The sequence below is a fragment of the Staphylococcus sp. Z5-21 genome (assembly GCF_056529615.1).
In genome coordinates this window covers 2,262,818-2,289,397 of record NZ_CP096462.1, presented here as the reverse complement: position 1 = coordinate 2,289,397, position 26,580 = coordinate 2,262,818, and the positions used below count along the sequence as shown (strand labels likewise).

The 26,580-nt window shown below is 34.5% G+C and carries 29 protein-coding genes and 1 pseudogene; 17 read left to right on the top strand and 13 right to left on the bottom strand.

Annotated elements, in window-relative coordinates; all coding sequences use genetic code 11:
• Window positions 1–46 precede the first annotated feature (46 nt).
• Together M1D64_RS11470 and M1D64_RS11465 are read left to right on the top strand one after the other, a co-directional pair.
• Window positions 47–181, top strand: a complete 135-nt coding sequence (locus M1D64_RS11470) for a hypothetical protein (RefSeq protein ID WP_256106617.1) — start codon at window positions 47–49, stop codon at window positions 179–181.
• Window positions 151–414, top strand: a pseudogene (locus M1D64_RS11465) (transposase); the annotation flags it as partial. The gene M1D64_RS11470 and the pseudogene M1D64_RS11465, both read left to right, overlap by 31 nt.
• Window positions 415–565: 151 nt before the next feature.
• Here the strand turns inward: M1D64_RS11465 and M1D64_RS11460 are convergent.
• From M1D64_RS11460 to M1D64_RS11450, 3 genes are read right to left on the bottom strand one after another with little or no spacing between them, the layout of a single operon-like run.
• Complete coding sequence (locus M1D64_RS11460; RefSeq protein ID WP_002484122.1) at window positions 566–1,348, bottom strand: DeoR/GlpR family DNA-binding transcription regulator; 783 nt, start codon at window positions 1,346–1,348, stop codon at window positions 566–568.
• A gap of 39 nt (window positions 1,349–1,387) precedes the next feature.
• A complete protein-coding gene (locus M1D64_RS11455; protein WP_037539073.1) occupies window positions 1,388–2,629 on the bottom strand; it encodes an MFS transporter in 1,242 nt (413 codons plus the stop codon).
• A gap of 26 nt (window positions 2,630–2,655) precedes the next feature.
• A complete protein-coding gene (locus tag M1D64_RS11450) occupies window positions 2,656–3,720 on the bottom strand; it encodes an alcohol dehydrogenase catalytic domain-containing protein (protein WP_480977487.1) in 1,065 nt (354 codons plus the stop codon).
• A gap of 198 nt (window positions 3,721–3,918) precedes the next feature.
• On the opposite strand from M1D64_RS11450, the gene M1D64_RS11445 reads away from it, so the two are divergent.
• From M1D64_RS11445 to M1D64_RS11435, 3 genes are all read left to right on the top strand, one after another.
• A complete protein-coding gene (locus tag M1D64_RS11445; RefSeq protein WP_129531055.1) occupies window positions 3,919–5,547 on the top strand; it encodes a ribulokinase in 1,629 nt (542 codons plus the stop codon).
• 125 nt (window positions 5,548–5,672) lie between these two features.
• Complete coding sequence (locus M1D64_RS11440) at window positions 5,673–5,915, top strand: SRPBCC domain-containing protein (RefSeq protein WP_241686685.1); 243 nt, start codon at window positions 5,673–5,675, stop codon at window positions 5,913–5,915.
• Window positions 5,916–5,929: 14 nt separating this feature from the next.
• The gene (locus M1D64_RS11435; RefSeq protein WP_256093039.1) at window positions 5,930–6,139 is read left to right on the top strand and encodes an SRPBCC family protein; all 210 of its coding nucleotides are present in this window, start codon (window positions 5,930–5,932) and stop codon (window positions 6,137–6,139) included.
• A 132-nt stretch (window positions 6,140–6,271) separates the two neighbouring features.
• On the opposite strand, the gene M1D64_RS11430 is transcribed toward M1D64_RS11435, so the two are convergent.
• The 3 genes from M1D64_RS11430 to M1D64_RS11420 all read right to left on the bottom strand — a co-directional run bounded on the left by M1D64_RS11430 (window position 6,272) and on the right by M1D64_RS11420 (window position 10,053).
• Window positions 6,272–7,492 carry an Nramp family divalent metal transporter gene (locus M1D64_RS11430; RefSeq protein ID WP_447809008.1) on the bottom strand — a complete coding sequence of 407 codons (1,221 nt, stop codon included), beginning with the start codon at window positions 7,490–7,492 and terminating at the stop codon, window positions 6,272–6,274.
• Between the two features lie 17 nt (window positions 7,493–7,509).
• Window positions 7,510–8,454 carry an agmatinase family protein gene (locus tag M1D64_RS11425; protein ID WP_447809007.1) on the bottom strand — a complete coding sequence of 315 codons (945 nt, stop codon included), beginning with the start codon at window positions 8,452–8,454 and terminating at the stop codon, window positions 7,510–7,512.
• A gap of 354 nt (window positions 8,455–8,808) precedes the next feature.
• Window positions 8,809–10,053, bottom strand: coding sequence for a Glu/Leu/Phe/Val family dehydrogenase (locus tag M1D64_RS11420; protein WP_041079793.1), 1,245 nt, complete (start codon window positions 10,051–10,053; stop codon window positions 8,809–8,811).
• A gap of 288 nt (window positions 10,054–10,341) precedes the next feature.
• On the opposite strand from M1D64_RS11420, the gene M1D64_RS11415 reads away from it, so the two are divergent.
• The 4 genes from M1D64_RS11415 to M1D64_RS11400 all read left to right on the top strand — a co-directional run bounded on the left by M1D64_RS11415 (window position 10,342) and on the right by M1D64_RS11400 (window position 14,944).
• Window positions 10,342–11,679 (top strand): amino acid permease, encoded by a 1,338-nt coding sequence (locus tag M1D64_RS11415; RefSeq protein WP_002484114.1) that lies wholly within the window; start codon window positions 10,342–10,344, stop codon window positions 11,677–11,679.
• Window positions 11,680–12,585 (top strand): homocysteine S-methyltransferase, encoded by a 906-nt coding sequence (gene mmuM / locus M1D64_RS11410; protein WP_002484113.1) that lies wholly within the window; start codon window positions 11,680–11,682, stop codon window positions 12,583–12,585.
• 410 nt (window positions 12,586–12,995) lie between these two features.
• On the top strand, window positions 12,996–14,387 hold the full coding sequence (locus M1D64_RS11405) for an amino acid permease (protein WP_041079791.1): 1,392 nt from the start codon (window positions 12,996–12,998) through the stop codon (window positions 14,385–14,387).
• Between the two features lie 80 nt (window positions 14,388–14,467).
• Window positions 14,468–14,944, top strand: a complete 477-nt coding sequence (locus tag M1D64_RS11400; RefSeq protein ID WP_002484111.1) for an SRPBCC family protein — start codon at window positions 14,468–14,470, stop codon at window positions 14,942–14,944.
• A gap of 91 nt (window positions 14,945–15,035) precedes the next feature.
• On the opposite strand, the gene M1D64_RS11395 is transcribed toward M1D64_RS11400, so the two are convergent.
• Window positions 15,036–15,167 carry a hypothetical protein gene (locus M1D64_RS11395; protein WP_002484110.1) on the bottom strand — a complete coding sequence of 44 codons (132 nt, stop codon included), beginning with the start codon at window positions 15,165–15,167 and terminating at the stop codon, window positions 15,036–15,038.
• Between the two features lie 271 nt (window positions 15,168–15,438).
• Here M1D64_RS11395 and M1D64_RS11390 point away from each other — a divergent pair, with 271 nt between their 5' ends.
• Window positions 15,439–15,792 (top strand): zinc ribbon domain-containing protein YjdM, encoded by a 354-nt coding sequence (locus M1D64_RS11390; protein ID WP_011303800.1) that lies wholly within the window; start codon window positions 15,439–15,441, stop codon window positions 15,790–15,792.
• Between the two features lie 112 nt (window positions 15,793–15,904).
• On the opposite strand, the gene M1D64_RS11385 is transcribed toward M1D64_RS11390, so the two are convergent.
• The gene (locus M1D64_RS11385; protein WP_041079790.1) at window positions 15,905–17,089 is read right to left on the bottom strand and encodes an MFS transporter; all 1,185 of its coding nucleotides are present in this window, start codon (window positions 17,087–17,089) and stop codon (window positions 15,905–15,907) included.
• A 124-nt stretch (window positions 17,090–17,213) separates the two neighbouring features.
• Between M1D64_RS11385 and M1D64_RS11380 the strand changes: the two genes are divergently transcribed.
• Complete coding sequence (locus M1D64_RS11380) at window positions 17,214–18,104, top strand: LysR family transcriptional regulator (protein ID WP_041079789.1); 891 nt, start codon at window positions 17,214–17,216, stop codon at window positions 18,102–18,104.
• 279 nt (window positions 18,105–18,383) lie between these two features.
• On the opposite strand, the gene M1D64_RS11375 is transcribed toward M1D64_RS11380, so the two are convergent.
• Window positions 18,384–19,025 carry a FusD family fusidic acid resistance EF-G-binding protein gene (locus tag M1D64_RS11375; RefSeq protein WP_041079788.1) on the bottom strand — a complete coding sequence of 214 codons (642 nt, stop codon included), beginning with the start codon at window positions 19,023–19,025 and terminating at the stop codon, window positions 18,384–18,386.
• Between the two features lie 380 nt (window positions 19,026–19,405).
• Here M1D64_RS11375 and M1D64_RS11370 point away from each other — a divergent pair, with 380 nt between their 5' ends.
• Both M1D64_RS11370 and M1D64_RS11365 read left to right on the top strand, forming a co-directional pair.
• Window positions 19,406–20,368: an NAD-dependent epimerase/dehydratase family protein gene (locus M1D64_RS11370; protein ID WP_002484105.1), complete on the top strand. Its 963-nt coding sequence runs from the start codon at window positions 19,406–19,408 to the stop codon at window positions 20,366–20,368.
• 306 nt (window positions 20,369–20,674) lie between these two features.
• A complete protein-coding gene (locus M1D64_RS11365) occupies window positions 20,675–21,751 on the top strand; it encodes a branched-chain amino acid aminotransferase (RefSeq protein ID WP_041079787.1) in 1,077 nt (358 codons plus the stop codon).
• 87 nt (window positions 21,752–21,838) lie between these two features.
• Here the strand turns inward: M1D64_RS11365 and M1D64_RS11360 are convergent, their stop codons facing one another.
• Window positions 21,839–22,057 carry a hypothetical protein gene (locus M1D64_RS11360; RefSeq protein WP_037539066.1) on the bottom strand — a complete coding sequence of 73 codons (219 nt, stop codon included), beginning with the start codon at window positions 22,055–22,057 and terminating at the stop codon, window positions 21,839–21,841.
• Window positions 22,058–22,109: 52 nt separating this feature from the next.
• Complete coding sequence (locus M1D64_RS11355) at window positions 22,110–22,250, bottom strand: hypothetical protein (protein WP_002484102.1); 141 nt, start codon at window positions 22,248–22,250, stop codon at window positions 22,110–22,112.
• Between the two features lie 288 nt (window positions 22,251–22,538).
• Between M1D64_RS11355 and M1D64_RS11350 the strand changes: the two genes are divergently transcribed.
• Together M1D64_RS11350 and M1D64_RS11345 are read left to right on the top strand one after the other, a co-directional pair.
• Window positions 22,539–23,231: an HAD family hydrolase gene (locus M1D64_RS11350; RefSeq protein ID WP_115340709.1), complete on the top strand. Its 693-nt coding sequence runs from the start codon at window positions 22,539–22,541 to the stop codon at window positions 23,229–23,231.
• A gap of 85 nt (window positions 23,232–23,316) precedes the next feature.
• Window positions 23,317–23,706 carry a hypothetical protein gene (locus tag M1D64_RS11345; RefSeq protein ID WP_041079785.1) on the top strand — a complete coding sequence of 130 codons (390 nt, stop codon included), beginning with the start codon at window positions 23,317–23,319 and terminating at the stop codon, window positions 23,704–23,706.
• A 72-nt stretch (window positions 23,707–23,778) separates the two neighbouring features.
• Here the strand turns inward: M1D64_RS11345 and M1D64_RS11340 are convergent, their stop codons facing one another.
• Together M1D64_RS11340 and M1D64_RS11335 are read right to left on the bottom strand one after the other, a co-directional pair.
• Entirely contained in the window at window positions 23,779–24,441 is a 663-nt protein-coding gene (locus M1D64_RS11340) for a deoxynucleoside kinase (protein ID WP_002484099.1), read from the bottom strand.
• The gene (locus M1D64_RS11335; protein WP_002484098.1) at window positions 24,434–25,051 is read right to left on the bottom strand and encodes a deoxynucleoside kinase; all 618 of its coding nucleotides are present in this window, start codon (window positions 25,049–25,051) and stop codon (window positions 24,434–24,436) included. Before M1D64_RS11335 ends, M1D64_RS11340 begins: the two co-directional genes overlap by 8 nt.
• 64 nt (window positions 25,052–25,115) lie before the next feature.
• On the opposite strand from M1D64_RS11335, the gene tadA reads away from it, so the two are divergent.
• Together tadA and M1D64_RS11325 are read left to right on the top strand one after the other, a co-directional pair.
• A complete protein-coding gene (tadA, locus tag M1D64_RS11330) occupies window positions 25,116–25,607 on the top strand; it encodes a tRNA adenosine(34) deaminase TadA (protein WP_041079783.1) in 492 nt (163 codons plus the stop codon).
• 100 nt (window positions 25,608–25,707) lie between these two features.
• Window positions 25,708–26,580, top strand: coding sequence for an HAD family hydrolase (locus M1D64_RS11325; protein WP_041079782.1), 873 nt, complete (start codon window positions 25,708–25,710; stop codon window positions 26,578–26,580).

Below are 26,580 nucleotides of genomic sequence, written 5' to 3'. Positions count from 1 at the left end.
CGTTGTTATTTTCAAAAAATTAAAATTCTATCAAGGCGATGACAAGATGAAATCCACAGAGACAATGAAAGAAATTCAACAAGGGCAACATATCACAGTCATGCGTGCAGATGATGCAGCATCATTTTTAGATATTGCCAATACGATTAAGGTTGGCATTATCAAAATGCGAAATACGTAAATATTTTAAAAGAAAATAAAGTGTTTCAAAGTATGTCAAAAAAGGGAAATTGTCTCGATAATTCAGTTATGGAAAACTTTTTTGGATTATTGAAGCAAGAAATGTTTTATGGAGAAAAATTTGATCATTTTTATCAATTGGAGCAAGCTATTCAAAACTATATTATTTTTTATAATGATGAAAGAATTAAATCAAAATTAAAAGGCTTGTCTCCTAAAAATTTTAGGAAATAAACCTTTGAAATATTACACTAAACCAAAGTACAACTTTTGGGGTTCAGTACATTTAAAATTATGGATGAGTCCTTTTTATGATGAACCTAGATATTTATACCTTATGCGTTCAATTTTTATAAAATACTTTATTAATTATGCTTCAGCAAAATTACTCAGGATGTGCTTCTGCATGAACCGTAATTAAATGTTTGAAGTGGTTATCGTAAGCTTGCCAATCTATGTTCTTGTTGGTTTGATCAGTGATTAGGACATCAATTGTATCGCTAGAACAAACATTGTAAAGTGATACTTTATCAAATTTAGAGCTATCAGTGAGCACATAAACGGCTTTAGCTTGTTTCACCATTTGTATTTTTGTAGAAGCAAGTGTGTCATTAAAATGTGTAATCCCTTTTTCTAAATCAATTGCAGGCGTCGCTAAAAATAATTTAGAAGGGTTAAATAATTTTAATGTTTCGTTTGTAATCATGCCATTAAGTAAATAATTATCTTGATATAAAATGCCTCCAGTGACGATAATCTGATTGGCAGTTGATTTTAAAATCGAAGCGATGTGAATGTCGTTCGTGATGATTGTTAAATTACTTTTTTGTGTAAGCGCACGCGCAAAGTGAATAGTCGTCGATCCCGAATCAATGAAGAGGGTGTCGCCATTTTCAACGAATTCCGCTGCTTTAAGACCAATTGCTACTTTTTCATCATAATAACTTGTTTCACGATCATCAAAATTCAATTCATCCCATACTTCTGAATCGTTCAACACGACGCCACCATGCGTGCGCTTGATCTGGTTGTATTGCTCTAACTTATTTAAATCACGACGAATGGTCGCTTCATGTACATTGAATTCAAGCGCTAGATCATGAATGGTCGCTTTTTTATTGGTTTTTAAAAAAGTAATGATAAATTGTTCGCGTTCAGCTGGCAACATCGATGACGCCTCCTAAATGATGATTAAATTTTCAAATAGCTATGCTGTTTCATGTTCGCCACTTTGCATATGCTTTGGCATTTTAATAAAGTAAGTCAGAATCGTACTAATAAAGTATAGAATTGCGAGTACCCAAATCACACCAATTGCTTGTATACTGCCAATGAATAAATAGACAATCATCGGTCCGACAAATACAGGTAATCCTGCACCTAAATTAAGTACAGACAAAGCCGCACCCTTGTCTTGTTTAACAAGTGATGGTATCAATGCGGATAATGGTACATAAGCAGCGATAAATGCACCCCAACAGAATCCGACTACAGTTAATAGGACAATGTTACCATCTGTCCAAATAGGGACATAACCCATTAATAAAACAGAAATACCACTGCCAATACCACCGAAATACATCACGGTATTACGCCAACCAATTTTATCTCCGACGATACCAAAGATTAAGTTAAAGATAATGTTACCAACGAAGATCGTTGACCATACCGCAAGCCATTTCGAAGTGGGTATGCCAAATGATGAAAGATAGATTGGTAAAAAGACTGGAAAGGCAAACTGTGCCGTCGTATTAATCACACGAACGATACCACCTAATAATACTTTCGGTTCATCTTTCATAATCGTTATGCCTTTAAGTATTTCTTTTAATTTTTCTTTTGAACTTCCTTGATTAGATGGTAATTTGTCTTTGTTCAAAACTAAAGTGAAGAATCCACCGAGTACCACCCAGAATAATGAGCTCCATAATGTATTGATATGACCGAGATACTCAATTGCCCAAATAGAATAAAGCGCACCTAATACATTTAAGCCACCGGTAAATACAAACCAGAACCAACCAACGGCTGCACCGAGTGTCTTTTGTTCTGAACGGTAAGAAATCCATACCAAGAAGGAATAAGCAAACAACGGATAACCTAAACCTCTAAGTGCGTATGCAGGTAACATGAGTGCAAGATTTTGTGATGGAATCGCAAATCCGACAAAGAATATTGTACCAATAATATAGAAGGTTAAACCTAGCACCATTGTTCGTTTACCGCCGAGTGCTTCGGCAAATACACCACTAAGCCAACTTGCTAATGCAACTGTTACACCATATGCAGAAAAGAGTAAACTTGTTTCTTGAACCGAAAAGCCGTGACCGTGTAGCCATGGACTTAGCCATCCAATTTCTAAACCATCACCCATCATGAAGATGATAATACCAATATAGCCCCATACAATTTGTCGAGGCATGCCTAAAATCGAATTCGAATGATTCATTTATATACCACCTTTTCAGTCATTGTTTACCAATGATATTGTAAATAAGTTTTTTTCCATCCTTTGTGTGCTGCAGTATCATCCATGGCTTCTTTTAAATCTGAAGTATCATGAATATGATAGTAAGCCTCTGGAATCAATTGTCTCAATGCTTGTTGGTACTGTTTATTACTAAAGGCATGAATGAGTTGCTCGAATTCACGTTTTGTACTACGTGAACTACCTGAAAATGTCAGACCTTTTTCAAGAACATCTCTGGTGTTAATACCAACGCGTTCTTCCGTGACACCCATTAATACAATATGCCCCTGTCTATCGATCAAATCGATGGCTTGGTTAATTGCAGATTCTGAAAATTTACCACCTGTACATTCAAAAACGGTATGTACGCCTCGATACTGATTGAAATCGAAGTCAAATACGAGATGTGTTGTGGCAAAGTCTTCAAAGGCAGCTAGTTTTTCTTGAACTGCACCAAATACAATTAAATTTGCTTTATCAATACCATAAATATAATGTAAGGCAGTTGCTGCTAAATAACCGACTGGACCATCTCCAAAGATCGCAACTTGTGGGGACGTTTCAGTTGTTATCTCGTCAAGTTGATTGATTGGAAACAGTGATATTGAACATAACTCAGCAAGTAATGCGACATCTTCATCTAAATCTGTTGGAACTTTTACGACATTATCGCCAGGCACCACCATGCGATCTTGGCATATACCATCAAATCCACTGCCCATAAATACGGCGTTTTCATCATAATTATCTTGGAATGAAGTCGGTGGATATGTACCTTTACGTAAGTGAGAAGGGATATTTGGTACAATGACAACTTTATCTCCTTGTTGAAAATCAGGATGTTTAGAATCTTCTACGATACCGATACCTTCGTGAAAGAGTGCCATAGGTAATTTCTTTGCGAGTGCTTCTGGGCGACGATTGCCAGTATAATAACGTAAATCTGCATGACAGACACTTGCTTTTGTAGGTTTAACGATAATATCTTTCTCTTCGAAATCATGCGTAAGGGTATCTTTTTTGAATACGCCAGGTTCGATTAAGCGAAAAGCGTTCGATTCGATTTTCATATTTGCGCAACTCCTTTATATTTATGTTCATTTATGTTTGTACGGCTAATAGTAAACGCTTACATAATGCTTTGTCAATGATTATAATGCTTTTTTGTGTTTCTTTATGTATTTTTATGAATGTTTGTGTTGATTTTTATAACTATCTTCATTATGATTTAGGAAAGCGTTTTCTTATAGCGAACTGGAGGATAAATTATGACTTACAGTATAGGGATAGATTTTGGAACTGGCTCAGGAAGAGTGTTCTTGGTGAACACTGAGAATGGAGAAATCATAGGTCAATATGTACAAACATATGCCCATGGCACAATTGAAGGTGAACTCAATGGACACAAGCTGCCACAAAGTTATGCATTACAAAATGCGAATGATTATATGGAAGTCATTGAAACAGGGATACCAGAAATTTTGGCAAAAACAAATATAGATGCAAAGGATATTGTTGGTATAGGTATAGACTTCACTTCTTCCACAGTCATATTTGTAGATGACCAGATGGAACCAATGCATAACAATCCTAAATTTTATAACAATCCTCATGCTTATGTGAAATTATGGAAGCATCATGGCGCTCAGGCAGAAGCAGATCTATTGTTTAATACTGCGATAGAAGAGAAGAATCGCTGGTTAGGATACTATGGATTTAATGTGAGTAGCGAATGGATGATTCCTAAGATCATGGAAGTGAACGATAAAGCGCCAGAAGTCATGACAGAAACGGCTGATATTATGGAAGCTGGGGATTGGATTGTGAATCGACTTACTGGTGAAAATGTTCGATCTAACTGTGGTTTGGGCTTTAAGTCTTTTTGGGAATCATCTACAGGCTTTCATTATGATTTATTTGATAAAGTGGATGACAATCTATCAGATATTGTGCGCACGAAAGTAGAAGCGCCCATCGTCAGTATAGGTGAAAGTGTAGGTACAGTGAGTACAGAGATGGCACATAAATTAGGGCTTTCACCTGAAACGGTGGTAAGTCCATTCATTATAGATGCGCACTCAAGTTTACTAGGTATTGGTGCTGAAAAAGATAAGGAAATGACAATGGTTATGGGAACAAGCACGTGTCATTTAATGCTGAATAAAGAGCAACATAAAGTACCTGGTATCTCGGGGTCAGTTAAAGGTGCCATTATACCAGATTTATATGCATACGAAGCAGGACAAACAGCAGTTGGTGATTTGTTTGAATATGTAGCTAATCAATCCCCATATGAATATGTAAAAACGGCAGAAGATAGAGGAATTTCAATTTTTGAATTACTTAATGAAAAAGCAAGTCAGTGTTATCCTGGAGAAAGTGGTCTGATCGCTTTGGACTGGCATAATGGGAATCGGAGTGTGTTAAGTGATAGTAATTTGAAAGGGAGTCTATTTGGCTTAAGTTTACAAACGAAACATGAAGATATATATCGTGCATATATGGAAGCAACAGCATTTGGAACAAAAATGATTATGCAACAATATCAAGGTTGGCAAATGGAAGTGGAACGCGTTTTTGCTTGTGGTGGTATACCTAAAAAGAATCATTTATTAATGGAAATTTACGCAAATGTATTGAACAAGAAGATTACAGTTATTGATAGTGAGTATGCACCAGCTATCGGAGCAGCCATCTTAGGTGCGATTTGTGGCGGTGCGCATCCTAATTTTTCTTCAGCTATCCAAGCAATGAAAGAACCTGTTTTATATCAAGTAGAACCAGATCATGCACAGGTCTTAATTTATAAAAAATTATTCAATGCCTATAAAGAATTACATGATTTACTGGGATATAAAAAAGCACGTATTATGCGTAATGTGAGCGCATTAATGTAAGTTTTTATAAGAGTGATATGACTAAAATCAACGACCGCAATCATGAATGGAAAATCATTTTGGTTTGTGCACTGAAAAAGAGGTAATTAAATAATAACGTATTACACTTGAAGGAGATGTTGATAATGGAATGGGAAATTGTAAATTTAGACATGACGTTTAAAGTAGATGCACCAGTAGAAGAAGTGTTTCGTGCCTGGACTAAGCCGAGTCTTTTTAAACAGTGGTTTATGACAACAGAAGAAACGAATAAAGTTGCCAAGAATCAATTTGAAATCAATGGAGACTGGGAAATTATCGATGTCAGAGAGGGCGTTGAATATAGAGCAATTGGCACGTATATAGATATTGTCAGTCCTATAAATTGACGTTTTCATTTAAAATGCCTCAATTTAGTGAGTTAGAAGATATCATCACTGTTGAATTTGTTGATTTAACAGGAGCAACAGAAGTTAAATTTAACCAAGGCATCAAAGTTCCTTTTGAAGGCGACACAAACGATTTTGAAGCGGATAAGACAGAAGTCAAAAAAGAAATGGAAACAGGCTATAACTTGATGTTTGAGCGATTAAAACAGCTATGTGAAGGTTAATATTTACAGTGAAGTCACTTTTAGAAAGTACTTATAAGTAGTGACAAAGTTGAAGGTAATAGGTTTTGCCTAATTTGAGATTTAAAAGCCCAAGTTAAGTTTTCAATAACTTAACTTGGGCTTTTTGAATATTTAAGACATAAAACTCGAAATCGCATCTATCAAGCTATAAAGGCCTAAGAATGTAACGACAAGTACCACAATACCCCCGATTATATTGAGCCATAGCGTATTTACGTAATGACCCATCAAGTTTTTCTTATTAATTATGATGAAAATAAGAATGGCCACAATAGGTAAGATAATACCATTTAATGCTTGGGCCACAAGTAGTACTTGAAGCGGTTCAAAGCCTAAAGCTGAAGTAATAATACCGATAATGATGATGATCGTAAAAACAGTCTTATATTTCTTACTTTGCATACCGCCTTGCCAACCTAACAAACTACTGATCGTTGCGGCGGCGCCTGCAGGTGATGCAATAGCTGAAGAGAGTCCAGCTGCAAATAATCCGATACTGATTGCGAATGGTGCTACATCTCCAAGTACAGGTTCAAGTGGACCAGCGAGTTGAATCACACTTGTCACTTCTTTACCTTGTATTAAAGTAGCAGCAGCAATTAATATAGCTGCTGAAATAATACCACCAATAGAAATTGAAATGACGGTGTCCCAACGTGCATATTTTAATTCTTTAATATTACCAAAACGTTCATGTACTGCAGTTGAATGTATAAAGAAATTGTATGGAACCACGGTAGTCCCAATCAGTGCGATGATTGTGATAATAGATCCGTTTGGAATTGTAGGCACAAACAAACCTTTTAAAATACCAACAATATCTGGTTGAATTACTATCATCGTGGTAATAAAGATAATGCCCATAATAACCATAAGTACAAGCATAATTTTTTCTAAAAAACGATAGTTTCCAAATAACCCAATGAGTAAAATGATGATACCGATGACAGGTGCTACCCAATGCTCTGGTAAATTTAATAAATAAGAAGCACCTAACGAAGTCCCGATTAAGTCACCACTGATATAGGCAGCACAACCAATTGTAACTGCTATTAATGTAAACCATACAATGATAAGTTTACCGATTCTATGTTTAAATAAATCTTGTATTGCTTCACCTAAACCTTCATGTGTGACGAGAGATAAGCGAATGATCATTTCCTGCAGCACAATTGTGGCTACAATAGAAAATACAACGGCCCACAATAAACTATAACCGAAACCGGCACCACCTTTTGTCATTGTAGTCACTGTACCTGGACCGATAAATGAGGCAGTGATAATCATTCCTGGACCGATTGATCTTAAAATCTTCCTAGCTTCTTTAAACAATAGCACCACTCCTCAAATTATTTTATTTGATTTAAATAAGCGACGTGGCCAGCAAGTACATATAACACTGCTGTAGAGACAAAATGAGCTGAGTTTTGATTGGCATCCATCATAGGATATACTTCCACGTAATCCATGCCACAAAGGCCTAGTTTTCCGAATTCATGAATCATCGTAAGAAGTTCATAAGAAGATAAGCCATTACCATCGACAGGACCACCAGGATTAAAGGCGAAGTCAAGTACATCACTACAGATAGTTAGGTAGACAACATCCACATCCTTGCTCGCTTGCGCGTAGATTTCTTGTGCATATGCTTTCAAGTCTTTAGCCGCTCGAATATCATTAATAGTTAAAGTTACTGCACCAGCTTCTTGAGCAAAGCGACCAGTTTCAGGCTTATTTCTAGGACCGTGTATACCAGTGTGAATAATGCTTTCGTTGCGTATACCATCCGTTTCATAAAGTCTCATAAAAGGGGTGTTACGCGCATAAGGTTCACCTTCGTAATCAGGCATGTTGTCATAGTGCGCATCTAAATGAATGATGCCTACTTTTTTGCCTGTTTCCGTTAGTGCTTTCAGTATTGGATATGTCACACCATGCTCTCCACCAAAGCCAACTAAGAATTTACCACTATCCCAAAGCTTTTTAGCAAAATCACTAATATTGTCGTAACTTTGCTTATTATCGTGTGCTACAAAGGGCACATCACCAACGTCTCCCATCGTTAGGTGTTCACTGATATCAATGTGATTGAGCTCAGGTAGATATTGACTATAGCGAGCTGAGCAAACACGAATTTGTTTCGGACCCAGTTCTACACCCGTATAGTCGCCCCAAGTACTTTCACCTTCAAATGGTGCGCCATAAACGATGACGTCTGTATCTAATGTATTTGTCTGATTGAGATTCTTACTATTTAAAAAACACGGTACATTACCATAAATATTGTTCTTCATAATTGTACATCCTCCCTTTTGTTGTAAATAAGTATATAGATTATTAATTTGTATTTCAAATAAATCAGAAAATTCTAATTTTTGAAAAGCGAAGGTATGCACTAGTATTAAGGAGGTAGAAAGGAAGGTGTGATGGAGCAGCTTAAAATAAAAAAGTGAGCCTCAGATATAACAATGAAGCGCAATATAAAACAGCGGATATGTAAAACGCTTAGATGCTATAACTAAAAAAGCTATGAAGTCATCTCGTGTCATAGATGACTTCATAGCTAAGTTAAGTATATTATGAAAATTTGATTGATAACAATACATCATTTGATTATTCGTCGGATATAGTCCCTTAATTTATAGGAATTACGCCCAACCACGGAAACGAGATGCTTCAGCAGTTCGTTTGATACCTAAGACATAGGCAGCTAAACGCATATCCATTTTTCTATCTTCTGCTAAATCATATATCGTATTAAACGCTTCAACCATTTTATCGCGTAATTTTGTGTTTACTTCTTCTTCTGACCAATAATAACCTTGATTATTTTGTACCCATTCGAAATAAGATACTGTCACACCACCAGCACTCGCAAGCACATCTGGAATAATTAAGACGCCTCGCTCAGTTAAAATACGTGTTGCTTCTGGTGTTGTTGGGCCATTTGCGGCTTCTGCTATAATTTTTGCTTTAATATGATGTGCATTCACTTCGTTAATTTGATTTGAAAGTGCGGCAGGGACCAAAATATCGCAATCGACTTCAAATAATTGTTCATTAGGAATAACGTTGTCATACAAATGTGTAACGCGACCGTGTTGTTCCTTTAGTTCAACGAGTCGGTCTACATCTAACCCATTAGGATCATGTAATGCACCAAAACTTTCAGAAATAGCTACAATTTTAGCGCCCATATCATGTAAAATTTTTGCGATAAAGCTACCCGCATTACCGAAACCTTGAATTGCTACGCGAGAGCCTTTAATGTCAATGTTTTTACGCTTGGTCGCTTCTTCAATTGTGATTACTGCACCTAATGCAGTTGCACGATTTCGTCCTTGTGAACCGCCTAATGAAAGTGGTTTACCTGTAATAAATGCAAACGCGTTTGAGCGATTAATCTTACTATATTCATCCATCATCCAAGACATAATTTGGGGGTTTGTATAAACGTCTGGTGCTGGAATGTCACTTTCGGGACCAACAAATTGAGAAATTGCACGAACATAGCCACGAGATAAACGCTCTAGTTCTTGGTTACTCATTTGTCGTGGATCGCAAATAATACCCCCTTTACCGCCACCAAATGGGAGGTTAGTGATACCACATTTCATAGTCATCCACATAGATAGTGCTTTGACTTCTTCCTTATTAACATCAGGATGGAAACGAATACCCCCTTTAGTAGGACCCACAGCATGATTGTGTTGGGCACGATAGCCCGTAAAAGTTTTTACAGTACCGTCATCCATGCGGATAGGGATGCGGACTTCTAAAAATCTTAAAGGTTCTTTTATAAGTTCATACATACCTTCATCAAAACCTAATTTATGTAAAGCTTCTTTGGTAATCTCTTGAGTAGAAGTTACTAAGTCATTATATTCTGTCATTATAAAACTCCTCTATTTATTACTTAGATATTTTAAATGATACATAGTTTATGTTAATAGCGTTGAGAATGAAAAGCAATATAAAAACTGAATTTTTATAAAAGTGTGAAAATTCAGTTAATATGATAGCGCTTTCTTTTAAGCTGGATGAATAAACCCAATTAATAATTTAGCAGTGGGATATCAAAGATACTATAACTTACTATTGACTAAATTTTCAGAAATCAATAAAATGTTTAATTATATCAAAAATCTATATTGAGTACTTAAAGATAAGGAGCACATTCAATGGAACAAACATCATTTAAACGTGCCATGAAACAGCGCCATCTCATGTTATTAAGCTTTGGCGGTGTTATTGGTACAGGATTATTTTTAAGTTCTGGGTATACTTTACAACAAGCTGGACCTCTAGGGACTGTCTTATCTTATATAGTAGGTTCAATACTTGTTTATCTCGTCATGCTTTGTTTAGGACAATTGGCTATTAAGCACCCTGTGACAGGTGGTTTTCATACATATGCGAGTAAATATATACATCCATCTATTGGCTACATTGTTGCGTGGTTTTATTGGTTGACCTGGACAGTAGCATTAGGTTCTGAATTTACAGCAGTGGGTATTTTGATGCAAAGGTGGTTTCCAGAAATACCTGAATATATCTTTGCTGCAAGTGCAATTATATTAGTATTAATTTTTAATATCATATCGACACGCTTTTATGCAGAAGTTGAATTTTATTTTTCTTTAGTTAAAGTGGTTACTATTATTGTATTTATTATCTTAGGCATATGTGTCATTTTAGGTTTGATACATTACAATGGTTATGAAGGAATACATACAGTGACTAACAGATATACGAATCCTACTTTTCCTAACGGTATAGGTGCGGTGTTCTTAACGATGTTAGCAGTGAATTACGCATTTAGTGGCACGGAATTGATCGGTATTGCTGCGGGAGAAACTGAAAATCCTAAACAAGTCATTCCTAAAGCGATACGTGCAACTTTATGGCGCTTAATTATCTTTTTTATCGGTACAATGGTTATTATTTCTATTTTAATTCCAAGTTATCAAGGGAAATCTTTGGAAAGTCCATTTGTAGTCATCTTTCAAAAAATGGGGATACCATACGCTGGAGATATCATGAATCTAGTCATTATCACAGCCTTATTATCTGCCGCTAATTCTGGATTATATGCTGCAAGTAGAATGATATGGAGTTTAGCCAATGAAGGGGTATTTCCAAAATGGTTCGGACAGTTGAATAAATATCGCATGCCTATCAACGCAACATTATTTAGTATGGTAGGTGGTCTGTTGGCTTTATTATCAAGCATCTATGCAGCGGATTCACTCTATGTTGTGCTGGTGTCCATTGCAGGACTCGCTGTAGTCATCGTGTGGATGAGTATATGTGTTGCTTATTTCAATGCTAAAAGGTATGATCCTAGCCTTAAAATTCATCAATCTATACCTATTATAGGATTTATTTTATGTTTAGTTTCATGTATAGGAATGGTTTTTGATTCTAATCAGGCACCTGCACTTTATTTCGGTGTACCATTCGCTGTCATAGCACTCATATATTATTTCATTAAGTATCATAAGAAAAGAGGTAATTAAATGCGGTTATTAGAAAAATTGAAAGCTCAATCGCCATTGGTACTAGATGGCGGTTTGGCAACAACATTAGAACAAGCAGGCTGTAGTTTGAAAACTTCATTATGGTCCAGTGAAGTTTTAAAAAATAACCCTACACAAATTAAACAAGCACATCAAGCATTTACGGATGTGGGGGCAGACATATTGCTTACAAGTACGTATCAAGCGAGTTACCAAACTTTTTCTGATATTGGGATGAAGGCAACTGAAATAGATCAGCTATATAATACTGCAGTAAATCAAATTATGGAAGCCACGACGGATACACAAGTTATCGTGGGTAGCTTAGGGCCATACGGTGCCTATTTAAGTGATGGTTCTGAGTACACAGGTGCATACGATTTAAGTAAGGAAGATTATTTTCAATTCCATAAAACGCGTATAGAAGCATTGGTTAAAAGAGGTATCAATGATTTTGTATTTGAGACCGTGCCTAATTTCGAGGAAATTAAAGCGATTGTTGAATATATTGTGCCACATTATACAAATCAGACATTTTGGTTATCTGTCACAGTTAATGAAGACGGTGATTTATCTGATGACACAGAATTTGAAAAGTTATGTGCTTATATTAAGCAATATGCTGAACGCATACCGGTGTTTGGTATTAATTGTTCATCCGTCGCGGGTATAAATAAAGCTATAAGCAAAGGACTGAAAAATGTACCTCAAACAATAGCGCTTTATCCTAATGGCGGTGCACAGTACAATGCAGTGGAGAAAGAATGGGAAAGTGTAGGTAATCAAGGTTTAATTGTTGAACAAATACCTGATTGGTTAGACCAAGGCGTCAAGATTATTGGAGGGTGTTGTCAAACAACACCAGAGAACATTAAATCTATTAAAGAGGCTATAGAAACGCAATAAGTGCTTATAAAATATTTGTTCAAAGGTACGTTCATCGTATGTGAAATCAGAGCACACTTTTTGTTTTAACGATGTCGTTAAGTAATAAAAGTGTGCATTTTTTATTTCATCAAGGCACATGATATTTAATGGTTAAAAAAGAAATTCAAATATTAAAAATGAGATTATAGTTTATTGTTTTAATCAATTAAAGGGTTAAAAAATCAAAAATGTAAAAATACAAAATTATCAAAAATGATTTATAGCATTAGTTGTAATTTTCAGAAAAAAAGAATATTATACAACCAAGCATTATTGAGATATATGCATGTAATCATTACATTAGTTTATTAATTGATAACAAAGGGGTTAATAAGCTAAGGCGATATATTAATGATGCTTTAAAAACAATTGGAATTGGGGCAAGATTTATGACAAATACTTTGAACAGAGAGTTGAGTAATAGACATATTCAACTTATTGCGATTGGTGGAGCTATTGGAACTGGCTTATTTTTAGGGGCTGGTCAGTCCATTAGTTTAACGGGGCCATCGATTTTACTCACGTATATTATTGTCGGTTTTGTATTGTTTATGTTTATGCGTGCAATGGGTGAGATGTTACTTTCTAATACAGAATATAAAACATTTGCAGATATTGCGCACGATCAGATTGGTCCGTTTGCAGGATTTGTAACCGGGTGGACGTATTGGTTAACTTGGATTACTTCAGGGATGGCAGAAATTACTGCTGTTGCAAAATATGTAGAATTTTGGATACCCGATTTACCAAATTGGATCACATCTTTGTCTTGTATATTGATTCTTATGGCTTTTAATTTAACAAGTACAAAAATGTTTGGTGAATTAGAATTTTGGTTTGCAATTATAAAAGTTGTAACAATCATTGCATTGATAGTTATTGGTATTGTCATGATTGTATTTGCAATTCAAACACCTTTTGGTAAGACGGGGGTCTCTAATGTTTATAATAATGGTGGTTGGTTCCCTCATGGTGCATCTGGCTTTTTCATGTCATTCCAAATGGTTGTCTTTTCATTTACAGGTATTGAAATATTAGGTATAACAGCTGGAGAAACAAAAAATCCTGAAAAAACGATACCGAAAGCAATTAACAGTGTACCAATCAGAATATTATTATTTTATGTTGGTGCATTAGCGGTGATGATGTCCATTATTCCATGGCAAGATATTGATCCAAATAATAGTCCATTTGTAAGTTTATTTGCACTTATTGGTGTGCCATTTGCAGCGGGGTTAATAAACTTTGTGGTATTAACTGCAGCATCATCGGCATGTAATAGTGGTATATTTGCAAATAGTAGAATCTTATTTGGGTTATCTGAGAAAAAACAAACACATCATTTATTAATGAAAACAAATAAAAAAGGTGTGCCTTATATAGCAATATTGGTAACATGCGCTTTGTTATCTATTACGGTGTTATTAAATTATTTAATACCGAACGCAACACAAGTGTTCTTTTATGTCACAGCAATTTCAACAATTTTATTAGTCGCTGTATGGATGTTTATTGTTCATGCCTATGCAAAATACGTTAAAACACATCCTGAATTACATAAAAAGAGTGACTTTAAATTGCCCGGTGGTATTCATATGGCAAGAATGGTACAGCTATTCTTTGTATTCGTATTGATTATCTTACTTGTTGTACCAGAAACAAGAATGGGTGTTGTATTATCACCACTGTGGTTTATCTTACTTGGCTTGATTTATTTAAGATATACAAGAAAAGCGCGAAAATTAGAAGTGAATAACCAATCAGACCTAGGATTAAAATAAAATAAGATGGGAATAGCAGTACTATCAATTCATATGTGTTTCAAAATGAGGCGATTGTAAATCGAAAGGGGCATATTCATATGGAAGCTGTATATTCTAAAGATGAACAAGGTGCATATCAAACATTAAAAATAATCATTGAACAAGATGTAGCAACAGTGTTTAAACTTTTAAGCACAACAGAAGGTATTCAACAATGGTTTCCACAATTATCATTTGAAGACCGTCAAGTTGGTGGTAAGATGAAATTCCAAATGGATGGGCAAGACGACGAAGAAATGGAAATTACAGCCTTTGAAGAAAATGAAACAATTGGCTATACATGGGATATTGGTACAGTAAGGTTTGATTTACATGATACTGGTAAAGAAACGGTATTGATTTTCGATGAATGTTTACCGTTTGCATTTCCACATATTATACTTGATTTTGCAGGCTGGCAGTTCCAAATGGAAAACATTAAGCAGGTTGCTGAAACTGGATCATCTATAGATCAACAAGCATTAGACTTTGATAGTAAAAAGCAAGAAATTGCAGAAAAATTAAATTTAAAATAATTCTTAAATATAAATAAAAGCATCTGTCAGTACAATTAATGTACTGACAGATGCTTTTATTTATATTTAGATTCAAGATAATTTAGAAAGCTTAAAATTTATCTTTTAAGTCTTTTGCTTTATCTTGAGCTTGATCTTTAACTTCTTTTTGTTTATCTTTGTCGTTTTTCACTTCGTCTACTTTGTCTTTTGCTTGGTCTTTAAAATCATCAAATTTACTCATTATAAAAGCCTCCTTTATGATTTGTGACACAAGTACTTTTCCACTTATATCATTAAATAAACATTTTTCTGATTTTTTTTGGGAATTTAAAAAATAAAAATTGAATTTGAATTTATTTTTAGAATGAAATAAGCTTTGTAGCGGTTGTGGATGGCTGAAGAAAAAATAAAAAAACAGAACAAACTTTAATAAAAAAAGTGGAGAAAATAGAGTTTATATTTTATAATATGGTAGATTATCAGCTAAATAATAACTTATCGGAGGTTTAATTATGGAATATACTTTACCTAATTGCCCAAAATGTGAATCTAGTTACACATATGAAGATGGTAACCTACTTGTTTGCCCAATGTGTGGTCACGAATGGTCTGAAACTGAAAATAAAGAAAATATGGAAGCGCAAATTACAAGAGATGTGAATGGTCATGAACTAGTAGATGGTGATTCGGTCACTGTGATTAAAGATTTGAAAGTAAAAGGCACTTCATTTGTCATAAAACAAGGTACTAAAGTGAAAAGTATCCGTATCGTAGAACCTGAAGATGGTCACGATATTGATGCTAAAGTGGATAAGATTGGTCTAGTTGGATTGAAATCGTCACTTGTTAAAAAATTAAAAAACTAATATTGGATAAAAATAGGGAGTGCCGCAGAAATGTTATTTTGTGGCACTCCATTGTTATATGTTACTTTTAATCATTTGATTTCTGTTGGATGTATTAATGATTATAAGTTTATCAATTGCTGGTGCTTGTGTAATGTATCGCTTTTCTACCATGCATAAAGTAGTAAAGGATAATGGATGCAATGACTACAATAGCCATCGTGATATATAGATAACGATATCCCATGATTGGCACCATGATGCCTAATACGAATGGACCAATACCAGCGCCAAAGTCAGCAAACATGTAGAATGTTGAGGTTGCTAAACCAATTTTATCAACAGGTGATTGTTGAATGGCAATGGCTTGCGCACTTGGGACAATCGTTCCATAACCGATACCTACAAATATAGCTGAAATAAGTAACAATAGACTTGTGTGTGTGATTGCTAACAGTACTAAGCCAATTGCAAAGCTACATAAGACAGGGTACATGACTTTATTTTCACCATAGGCATCATAAATTTTTCCTGTAAATGGACGTGTAACAAAGGTACTGACTGCATAAACAATAAAGAAGAAACTAGATGCAGTCGCTAAATATATTTGTTCCGTATAAACAGTTAAGAAAGACAATACACTTGAATAAGCAATGCCGACGAATATAACGACAAATGAAATAGGTAGTGCTTCTTTTTGAATATATGCACGAATTCCTTTATTTTCTCTTTCATTGTTGTTCTCAACAGGTGGTTTTGGTAGTCCTTTAATAAATAGTGCAGCAATGAATGCAATGATGATGATAACTAAACTAACAATGAAAATAGATTCGAAACCGAATCGTTGGTTTAATACAATGCCACAAAAAGGACCAATTGCTGATGCTGTGGTAACACTGAGGGCGTAGTAACCGATGCCCTCGCCTTTACGTTTTTCAGGAATAATTCTTGATGAAATTGTTCCAGTTGCTGTCGAAGCCAAACCAAACGCTATCCCATGTAAGAGACGGACAAGCATTAATAAAAATAGACTGCTAATAAGGAAATATAAGCCAACAGTAATAATTGAAAAGATAATGCCGAAGAGCAATACTTTTTTAGGTTGTAGATTGTCAATTACGCGCCCGGATGCTAAACGACCGAAAAGCATACCGATGATAAAGATACCTGCAGCTAAGCCACCCATACTTTCGGATGCATGGAATTTATCAATGGTAAATATAGTTACGGTAACAATTAATGTATAATGAATTAAATACATTAAAAAATTCACAAAGGTAATAGAGATAAAATCTTTAGACCAGAGTTTATCATACATAAGAAGACCGTCCTTTAATTAATTTTTTCATGCACTATTTATTATAATGATTAATGTGTGCTAATGTAAAATTAGTATTTTTAATATTTATATAAGAAACACTTATGTAAAAAGGGGTGAAGGTATGAATTTTGAACAATTAGCTTATGTTAAAAAAATTTATGAAACGGAATCCATCGTTCATGCTTCGGAAGCGATGCATATTAGTCAATCTGCAATGAGTCAATCGATCGCAAATTTAGAAGCAGAACTTGGCTATAAACTGTTTGATCGATCTCGAAAAGGCACGTTGCCAACTGAGGTAGGTAAAAAATTAATCCCTTTAATCATTGATATTTTAGAAGCAAAAGCACATTTAATATCAGAGGTTGATGCCATGCATTCAAATATTGTAGGCTCACTTAAAATTGCGACGATACCGACATTATTTAACAAAATCATACCGAAAGCATTGTCTACCTTTAAAAAGGATTATCCACACATTGAGGTTGAAGTGATTGAAAGTGACAGAGACAAAATTATGAAAATGGTAAAGGACAATGAGGTGGATATTGGCTTGATTGGGAAGACTGAAAGTGAAACATTCGGGCAGACCATCGTCTCTAATTCGCTTAATATATCTACAAATTTCAGATTGATTGTACCTAAAAAATCTAAATTATCATTACAAGATACGGTTGAAATGGAAGCTATTCAACAATATCCATTTGTATTATATGACCGCAATTTTTATCATCATAATTTTAAGCAATTTGAAGATGAAAATGGTCCGCTGAAAATTGTTTTTCGTACAAATAATCCTAGCGTTTTGATAAAAACAGTATCTGAAGGGTTAGGTGTCAGTATTGTTTCTAGTTTGATGCTTGAAGATGATCCGTTTCTTTTAAATGGTCTTATTGAAATGTTACCTATTGGCGCGCCTTTTGACTATTATATTTATTTTACTGCTATCACCCATTCAGATAGAACAAATGAACAAACGATTCGAACGTTTATTGATTATTTAAGAAAGTGAGTATGGAGGCCTAATAAAAACTGACTTTGTCGGCAGTTTTTTGTGCACGCTTTCCACAGGCACCGCCTTAGCCTGTAATCTTCGGTTAGCGTTTTTTCCAGAAGTCGTCCCTAAAAACTACCTTTATGATATGAAAAACATGATACGCCATAAATTAAAAGGTATTGATAGTTATTTTAAGTAATAACATAAATATAACAATAGACAAATCTGCCACAAATGAATAGGTGGGGTTGTCTATATCAAAAAAAGGCCCTAATAATAGGGCCCGTTTTTGGTTTATTGAATCTTATTCAAAAAATGATGGAAGTGCGATAAATCGGATATTTGGTGATTACATAAGGTGCTATCAAAACAAATGTAGTCACCTTTTTTGGTATATTGACCATCATTGCCAGTACGTGTTTTTCGCATAAATAGAGCAACACGGGATTCTTTATTGCAAATAGAGCAGAAACCTTTGACAGTTTGGTTAGAAATGTCTCCGTATACACCGTTTAATTTTCCAAAGTTATCATAATAAATGATGAATTTTCTATTTGAAGCAATATCATTCCAACCGATATACGTACTTGTTTGTAGCACTTCATCACTGATAAGTGGTGTTTTTAGCTTTTTAACTTTTTTAAAAAGGTTAGTGACTTGTTTATTACTCGGATGTTCAAATGGCTTAACATACATTTGTATGGTCGTTAAAATTTTTTGAGCTTGTTCTTTGGTAAGTTGTACATTCATGAGCTTTTCAACGTTTGAACGAATGGTAGTGTCTCTTGAGTTAAATGTACTAAGTATTTCATCACGTGTGACATCTTTGATTGAAGCGATTGTATTGGGATCGTTGACCGAATTATAAGCATTGACTAAATGTGCAACGCGTTCTTTTATATAGTTAAATTGATAAGGGTAAAGTTGTTTTTCCATTTTTATTAGTTCCTCTCACATAAATATAGCTTACATGCATAAGTTAGATGCCTTGTGATAAGGAATTAAATTACAAAGCATCGACTACGTTAATCGAACACTTTGTATTAATAATGTAGCATTTTTGTGCAACATATCATCATCTCCATATATGTTTAATAATTATCTTATAACAGGCTATCGTTTATGTGTCAAATCCGGTTTAATAATATAATATTGAAATCGCAATCAATTATTGTGTGGACTATATATTTTTAAAATAAATGTTCTTTCGATATATACAATAAAGCGTTTTTATAATATAATATAGGTGAAAATAAGGTTATTGTCCACGAGGGAAATACATTACAGTTTCTGTAATATACAAGGGAGATAGAAATATGAAAAAAATTATGATTACTGGTGCATTAGGACAAATTGGAACTGAGTTAGTTGTAAAATGTAGAACATTATATGGAAATGACAATGTCTTAGCCACTGACATTAGAGAACCTGAAGAAGGCTCTGCATTGAAAGATGGTCCATTTGAAATTTTAGATGTAACAGACAAAGCACGTATGGATGAATTAGTCGAATCATTCAAACCAGACACAATGATGCATATGGCTGCATTATTATCAGCAACTGCTGAAAAAAATCCATTATTCGCGTGGGACTTAAATATGGGTGGTTTAATGAATGCATTAGAAGTAGCACGTGAATATAAATTACAATTCTTCACACCAAGTTCTATTGGTGCTTTTGGTCCATCAACACCTAAAGTTAATACACCCCAAGTAACGATTCAACGTCCTACATCAATGTATGGTGTGAATAAAGTTGCTGGAGAATTACTATGCCAATATTACTTTGAAAAATTTGGTGTAGATACACGCAGCGTTAGATTCCCAGGTTTGATTTCACATATTAAAGAACCAGGTGGCGGTACGACAGATTATGCTGTAGATATTTATTTTAAAGCAGTTAGAGAAGGGCAATACTCAAGCTTTATCGCGAAAGATACATTTATGGATATGATGTTTATGGAAGATGCCATTAATGCGATTATCCAACTAATGGAAGCAGACGGCGTTAAATTAATTAATCGAAATGCTTATAATTTAAGTGCGATGAGTATTGAACCAGAAATGGTTAAAGAAGCGATTCAAGAATATTATCCAGACTTTAAATTAGACTACGATGTAGATCCAGTTAGACAATCCATCGCAGATAGTTGGCCTAATAGTATTGATGTAAGTTGTGCGAGAGCAGAATGGGGCTTCAATCCTCAATATGACTTAAGTGCAATGACTAAAGTGATGCTAGATGCTATTGAAGGCAAAGAGAAAGCAGAAGTAAAATAAATCATCTATTTTTTGAAGATAGAACTTCGTTCGATATACGGTTGTTAAGCATTTCACTATTTTAGGTGATGACATTAACGAAGTGTATGTCGACTATAGGTTCGGCTTCTTTTTTGTTTAAATAACAGCGATTTTAATACAAAATGCGAGCAATTAAACCATAAATTAATGTACGAACAGTGGTTTGATTATCCAAGATACATATTGTTGGTTTATTTGAAATTTTTTGAAAATTATTGAACACAGACTAGTGGATTGGTATAATTTAATATAATACTTAAGAATAAACATTGGGAGGAAGCAATCATGTCAGAAAAAATTAAATTTGTACAGCGTGAAACACTTAAAGAAAAACCGGATCCAAGTGAATTAGGTTTCGGGAAATACTTCACTGATTATATGTTGAGTTTCGACTATGATATCGATCAAGGATGGCATGATTTAAAAATTGTACCTTATGGTCCAATAGAAATTTCTCCAGCAGCACAAGGTATTCATTATGGTCAATCTGTATTTGAAGGCTTAAAAGCTTATAAACATAATGGAGAAGTTGATTTATTCCGTCCATCAGAGAACTTCAAGCGTATTAATAAATCGTTGGCACGCTTGGATATGCCACAAGTAGACGAAGAAGTGGTATTAGAAGGTTTAAAACAACTTGTAGATGTTGAACGTGATTGGGTACCGGAAGGTGAAGGACAATCATTATATATTCGTCCATATGTTTTTGCGACAGAAGGTATTTTAGGTGTACGTCCTTCATACTCTTATAAATTATTAATTATATTATCTCCATCGGGTTCATATTATGGTGGTGCATCACTCAACCCAACTAAAATTTATGTCGAAGATCAATATGTGCGTGCCGTACGCGGCGGTGTAGGTTATGCTAAAGTTGCAGGTAACTATGCAGCAAGCTTATTAGCGCAATCTAACGCTTCAGCTCAAGGTTATGATCAAGTACTTTGGTTAGATGGTGTTGAACAAAAATACGTGGAAGAAGTCGGAAGTATGAATATCTTCTTCGTTGAAAATGGTAAATTGGTAACACCAGAATTAAATGGTAGTATTTTACCGGGTATCACACGTAAGACGGTGATTGAATTAGCTCAAAATTTAGGCTATGAAGTGGAAGAACGCAAAGTATCTATCGATGAATTGATTGAAGCGCACAATAAGGGCGAATTAACAGAAGTATTCGGTACAGGTACAGCAGCAGTCATTTCTCCAGTAGGCCAATTAAAATACGGTGAGACAGAAATCGTAATTAATAATAATGAAACTGGTGAAATCACACAAAACTTATATGATCATTATACAGGCATTCAAAGTGGTAAACTTAATGATCCACAAGGATGGAGAGTCGTAGTACCAAGATATTAAAATTAATCCTAAAAAGGTTGGTAACGCATGCGCGTTACCAACCTTTTTTATGATGATATTTATTTGAATGACAGCCGCTGAACGATGTTAATCTTTTGAAATGTCATTAAAGACATCTTCGTTGATGCCTTCTTTAAAACCTTGTTTTACTGCATCAAAACTATCAAAAAAGCTAACAACAAATAAGGATAAGATAATGACGGCAATGCCTTTATACCAACTCGATGGTGACATCGGTTTTTGTCGTTTTGAAAAATAAACGCCGATTAGAATGCTAACGATAATAAAAGTAATTGCATAAATCATGATACGCTTACCCCTTTATTAATATGTATGAAATGATTTTAACTTTTTATTTTTAAATTTTTTCTTCATTTTTTGCTTTATGCTCGCCATTTTCTCCACCTTGCTTAATGTCATCTACATGATAGAATCCACTGACAATGACCATGGCAAATGCAATGACACCGATGCCTTTAAACCAACTGGATGGTGACATTGGCTTATCTCTTTTTGAAAATAGATACCAATACATACTGCAATAATTACAAATACTATAAAGTAACCTATTTTAAAAACCCCCCTTGTAACATTTAAATGTTTTGCAGAATTTATATTTGTCGTCATTATGATAAGATAATACGTATAGAACGCAAATTAAGTTAAGTATCAGATACATGCAATTAAATCAAATTCAGTTACAATATTTGTTTCGTGTGACATTTTTGTACTAAAATATAAAGCATGAATTATTTTAATTAAGCGAAATTATAGGAGCTGTTCAAGCATGAAATGGATTTTATTTGATAAAGATGGCACGATTATATATTTTGATCGTAGTTGGATGAAGATTGGTCTACAATTAGTAGATGATTTTATGGAAGCGTATGATCAAGATATTGATGATAAGTCAGCAGCATATGCACATTTAGGTGTGGTTGACGGTGAAATACAGCCGGGTACAATCATGGCTTCAGGTGCACTGGATGAAATGGTGCAAGCGTTTTGTGATATTGCTGGTCAAGATGTCACGAAATGGGCACAAGCACGCAGTCAAACCTTAGTAGATAATAGAGTGCCTGAAAATGTATTGGTTGAAGGTATCGAGGATACGTTAAAAACATTACAGAATCAAGGATATAAAATGGGCATTGTTACAAGTGATTCGAAGAAAGGTGTCGAGCAATTTTTAGAGATTGCTCAATTTAATCACTTTTTTGATGTCGTTATTTCAACCGAAGCGAATGCAGTCGAAAAACCAAATCCAGAAGTATTAAATCCATTATTTAATCAATATGATGTTGCTCCTGAAGACGTCGCTATTGTTGGTGACACTGCAAATGATATGCAAACCGGTGTTAATGCACAGCTCGGATTAAAAGTTGCGGTGTTAACTGGTGTAGGATTAGCAGAGGAATTTACCCAAGCGGATTATACTGTAGAAACAGCAAATGATATCGTAAATATATTAAAAAAATAGGCGCAGTGTCTAAATTATGTCATAATATGCTTAACGTATATTATGACTTTTTTAATATTTAATTTTAAATATTGAGGTGATCAAAATGATTGATGGGAAGTATGCAGATTATCATGGCGAGACGTTTAAAGTTGTGGAAATGATAAGTAATGATGTGGTGTTGGTTACTGAAGATGAACGAGCGTTAGATTTAGGGTTTGAAGCTAAAACAATAAAACATTCTAAACATACATTATATTTTAAACAAGTAGCACGTGATGATATCGATGAGCTTTACGCATTATATCAAGAAGCGCGATACGGTGGCGCAATTTTTGATTTGTATCAAGATACGGAAGGACAACTATATATCGGAACCGAAGACCAAGATAAGGCAAGTACCTTTGGTTTAGTACAAACGGATGAACATTATTACAGTAAATATGTGACAGACGATGAAATTGAAAAAATTATTTACCGTAGCCATATTGAGTAATTTACGGCTATACACATAAAAAGTCACTCCGACCAAAACTTAGTGGAGTGACTTTTTTTTAATATATTGAATTTAACGTTGATCGACTTTACGATATGTTTCGATGACGTTGCGAATTTTGTCAATAACTGGGTTGAGTGTTTCAGGATCTTCGTGCAGATCATATTCATTAATATTGACTCGAACAACTGGACAAGCATTAAACTCGCTAATCCAATCTTCATAACGTTGATATAATTTTTGCCAGTATGCGGTATCCGTTTCAATTTCCATTTGACGGCCACGTTGTTTAATACGATTGATGACATCGTCATAATCGCACTCTAAATAAATTAATACATCTGGTTTAGGGAAGTAAGGTGTCATGACCATTGCGTTAAACAATTCAGAATAAGTTTCAAAGTCTTCAGGACTCATCGTACCTTGTTCTTGATGCATTTTCGCAAAAATATCGACATCTTCATAAATAGAACGGTCTTGAATAAAACCGCCACCATATTCAAACATTCGTTTTTGTTCTTTGAAACGTTCTGCTAAAAAATAAATTTGTAAATGAAAACTCCAACGCTCAAAATCATTATAAAACTTATCCAGATAAGGGTTGTGGTCTACGTTTTCAAATGAAGTTCTAAAATTAAAGCGCTCTGCTAAAGCTTTTGTTAATGTTGATTTACCAACGCCTACAGTTCCGGCGATAGTAATGACAGCATCTTGCGGGATACCGTAATTATTCATGCTCATGTCCTCCAATCAGTGGCTTCACTAATTCTAAAATATAATTATAATCGTTTTCATACTTCATAAAATCAAGGTGTGTCGTATCAATACGTATAACACGTTCACCATCGTTCTTTAAAGATTCGTAATAGTCATTGTAATCACGTTTTAAATTTAATAAATAATCATCTGCAATTTGATGTTCAAAGCTCCGATTACGGTGCGCAATACGTGATTTTAGTGTCGCCAAATCAGCGTCTAAAAAGATAATCATATTAGGCATTTCTAAATCTTCGGTTAAAATATCATAGATTCTTGAAAATTTATTGTATTCCGTTGTAGTTAGGGTATTATTTGCAAAAATTTTATTTTTATAAATATGGTAATCACTGACAATACCGTTTTCAATTAATGCGAGATCTTGAAATTGTTTATATCGATTACATAAAAAGAACATTTCTGTTTGAAAGCTCCATTTGGAAATATCTTCATAAAAATCTGATAAAAATGGGTTTTCTGTGATGATTTCTTTTTCTTCGTAATATTTATAAGTTTGACTAAGTTTATGTGCTAAAGAAGATTTTCCGACTCCAATCGGACCTTCCACAGCAATAAATTGTTTTTTCATATTTACCGCTCCAATGTTAAAATAGACAATAAATATTGTACCATATGTGAGGTGTGTGAGATACATGACAAATCATGAATTTTATATGGAAGTTGCGATTGAAGAAGCAAAAAAAGCTGGCAATATAGGTGAAGTACCTATCGGTGCAATTATTGTAAAAAATGATGAAATTATTGCTAGAGCGCATAATTTACGTGAATCTGAACAAAATCCAACTGCACATGCTGAACATATTGCGATTCAACGCGCCGCAGCTGCTTTAGGAAGTTGGAGACTAGAAGGCTGTACTCTTTATGTAACTTTAGAACCGTGCGTGATGTGTGCGGGGAGTATAGTGATGAGTCGTATTCCTTCTGTGATATATGGAGCTAAGGACCCCAAAGGTGGGTGTGCCGGTAGTCTAATGAATCTGTTGCAAGAACCAAGATTTAATCATCGGGCAACAGTAGAATTTGGTATTTTAGAAGAATCATGTAGTCAGTTATTAACTGCGTTTTTTAAAAATATAAGAAAAAATAAAAAAAACATTCGAACAGCCGATAATACAAAAAAGTGAACATTTGATAGAATATGAATATGTTACAAAATTATGGCAAATGAGAATCATATATAATTGATTTTGTGTTATCGATCTTAGAAGGGAAAGAGGTAAACAAATGATAAATTTAATTGCTACAGATATGGATGGGACGTTACTAAATGCTGCACATGAAATATCGGAAGAAAATATAAAAGCTATAAAGTATGCACAATCCCAAGGTATTACAGTTGTTATAGCAACAGGACGTGCTTTTTATGAGGCGAATTCACCGGTAAATCAAACAGATTTAAAACTACCTTATATTTGCTTGAATGGTGCCGAAGTTAGAGATGAATCATTTAATATTATGAGTACATCCAATTTAAATCGTGAATTGATTAATCGAATTACAAATGAGTTAAAGTCAGAAGATATATATTATCAAGTATATACAAATTTAGGTATTTATACTGAAAACCCTCAACGAGATTTAGAAATCTATATCGATATTGCAGAACGTGCAGGTCAAAAAGCTGATGTTGAAAAGATTAAAGCAGGTATTCAAAAGCGTATTGATAATGGCACATTAAAAGTTGTAGATAATTACGACAAAATTGAGGATACACCGGGTGAAATTGTGATGAAAATATTGGCATTTGATAGTGATTTAGCAAAGATTGATCGTGTGAGTGAAAAATTAGCACAATCAGAAAGTCTTGCCATCTCATCCTCATCTAGAGGTAATATTGAAATCACACATTCAGATGCTCAAAAGGGCATTGCACTGGAAACAATTGCTGAGCGATTAAATATTGATATGGAAAACGTAATGGCCATTGGAGATAACATGAATGATATTTCTATGTTAGAGCGAGTAGGTTATTCGGTATCTATGGCAAATGCAGCACCAGAAGTAAAAGCAGTCGCGACGTACACAACGGATTCAAATGAAGAAAGTGGTGTCGGTAAAGCGATTATGAAACTACTTCAAGAAAATAACAAAAAATAG

Coding starts and splice junctions, on each gene's coding strand:
- M1D64_RS11470 (WP_256106617.1), top strand. CDS start 47: ATGAAATCCACAGAGACAATGAAAGAAATTCAACAAGGGCAACATATC.
- M1D64_RS11460 (WP_002484122.1), bottom strand. CDS start 1,348: ATGTTGCCAGCTGAACGCGAACAATTTATCATTACTTTTTTAAAAACC.
- M1D64_RS11455 (WP_037539073.1), bottom strand. CDS start 2,629: ATGAATCATTCGAATTCGATTTTAGGCATGCCTCGACAAATTGTATGG.
- M1D64_RS11450 (WP_480977487.1), bottom strand. CDS start 3,720: ATGAAAATCGAATCGAACGCTTTTCGCTTAATCGAACCTGGCGTATTC.
- M1D64_RS11445 (WP_129531055.1), top strand. CDS start 3,919: ATGACTTACAGTATAGGGATAGATTTTGGAACTGGCTCAGGAAGAGTG.
- M1D64_RS11440 (WP_241686685.1), top strand. CDS start 5,673: ATGGAATGGGAAATTGTAAATTTAGACATGACGTTTAAAGTAGATGCA.
- M1D64_RS11435 (WP_256093039.1), top strand. CDS start 5,930: ATGCCTCAATTTAGTGAGTTAGAAGATATCATCACTGTTGAATTTGTT.
- M1D64_RS11425 (WP_447809007.1), bottom strand. CDS start 8,454: ATGAAGAACAATATTTATGGTAATGTACCGTGTTTTTTAAATAGTAAG.
- M1D64_RS11420 (WP_041079793.1), bottom strand. CDS start 10,053: ATGACAGAATATAATGACTTAGTAACTTCTACTCAAGAGATTACCAAA.
- M1D64_RS11415 (WP_002484114.1), top strand. CDS start 10,342: ATGGAACAAACATCATTTAAACGTGCCATGAAACAGCGCCATCTCATG.
- mmuM (WP_002484113.1), top strand. CDS start 11,680: ATGCGGTTATTAGAAAAATTGAAAGCTCAATCGCCATTGGTACTAGAT.
- M1D64_RS11405 (WP_041079791.1), top strand. CDS start 12,996: ATGACAAATACTTTGAACAGAGAGTTGAGTAATAGACATATTCAACTT.
- M1D64_RS11400 (WP_002484111.1), top strand. CDS start 14,468: ATGGAAGCTGTATATTCTAAAGATGAACAAGGTGCATATCAAACATTA.
- M1D64_RS11395 (WP_002484110.1), bottom strand. CDS start 15,167: ATGAGTAAATTTGATGATTTTAAAGACCAAGCAAAAGACAAAGTAGAC.
- M1D64_RS11390 (WP_011303800.1), top strand. CDS start 15,439: ATGGAATATACTTTACCTAATTGCCCAAAATGTGAATCTAGTTACACA.
- M1D64_RS11385 (WP_041079790.1), bottom strand. CDS start 17,089: ATGTATGATAAACTCTGGTCTAAAGATTTTATCTCTATTACCTTTGTG.
- M1D64_RS11380 (WP_041079789.1), top strand. CDS start 17,214: ATGAATTTTGAACAATTAGCTTATGTTAAAAAAATTTATGAAACGGAA.
- M1D64_RS11375 (WP_041079788.1), bottom strand. CDS start 19,025: ATGGAAAAACAACTTTACCCTTATCAATTTAACTATATAAAAGAACGC.
- M1D64_RS11370 (WP_002484105.1), top strand. CDS start 19,406: ATGAAAAAAATTATGATTACTGGTGCATTAGGACAAATTGGAACTGAG.
- M1D64_RS11365 (WP_041079787.1), top strand. CDS start 20,675: ATGTCAGAAAAAATTAAATTTGTACAGCGTGAAACACTTAAAGAAAAA.
- M1D64_RS11360 (WP_037539066.1), bottom strand. CDS start 22,057: ATGATTTATGCAATTACTTTTATTATCGTTAGCATTCTAATCGGCGTT.
- M1D64_RS11355 (WP_002484102.1), bottom strand. CDS start 22,250: ATGTCACCATCCAGTTGGTTTAAAGGCATCGGTGTCATTGCATTTGCC.
- M1D64_RS11350 (WP_115340709.1), top strand. CDS start 22,539: ATGAAATGGATTTTATTTGATAAAGATGGCACGATTATATATTTTGAT.
- M1D64_RS11345 (WP_041079785.1), top strand. CDS start 23,317: ATGATTGATGGGAAGTATGCAGATTATCATGGCGAGACGTTTAAAGTT.
- M1D64_RS11340 (WP_002484099.1), bottom strand. CDS start 24,441: ATGAATAATTACGGTATCCCGCAAGATGCTGTCATTACTATCGCCGGA.
- M1D64_RS11335 (WP_002484098.1), bottom strand. CDS start 25,051: ATGAAAAAACAATTTATTGCTGTGGAAGGTCCGATTGGAGTCGGAAAA.
- tadA (WP_041079783.1), top strand. CDS start 25,116: ATGACAAATCATGAATTTTATATGGAAGTTGCGATTGAAGAAGCAAAA.
- M1D64_RS11325 (WP_041079782.1), top strand. CDS start 25,708: ATGATAAATTTAATTGCTACAGATATGGATGGGACGTTACTAAATGCT.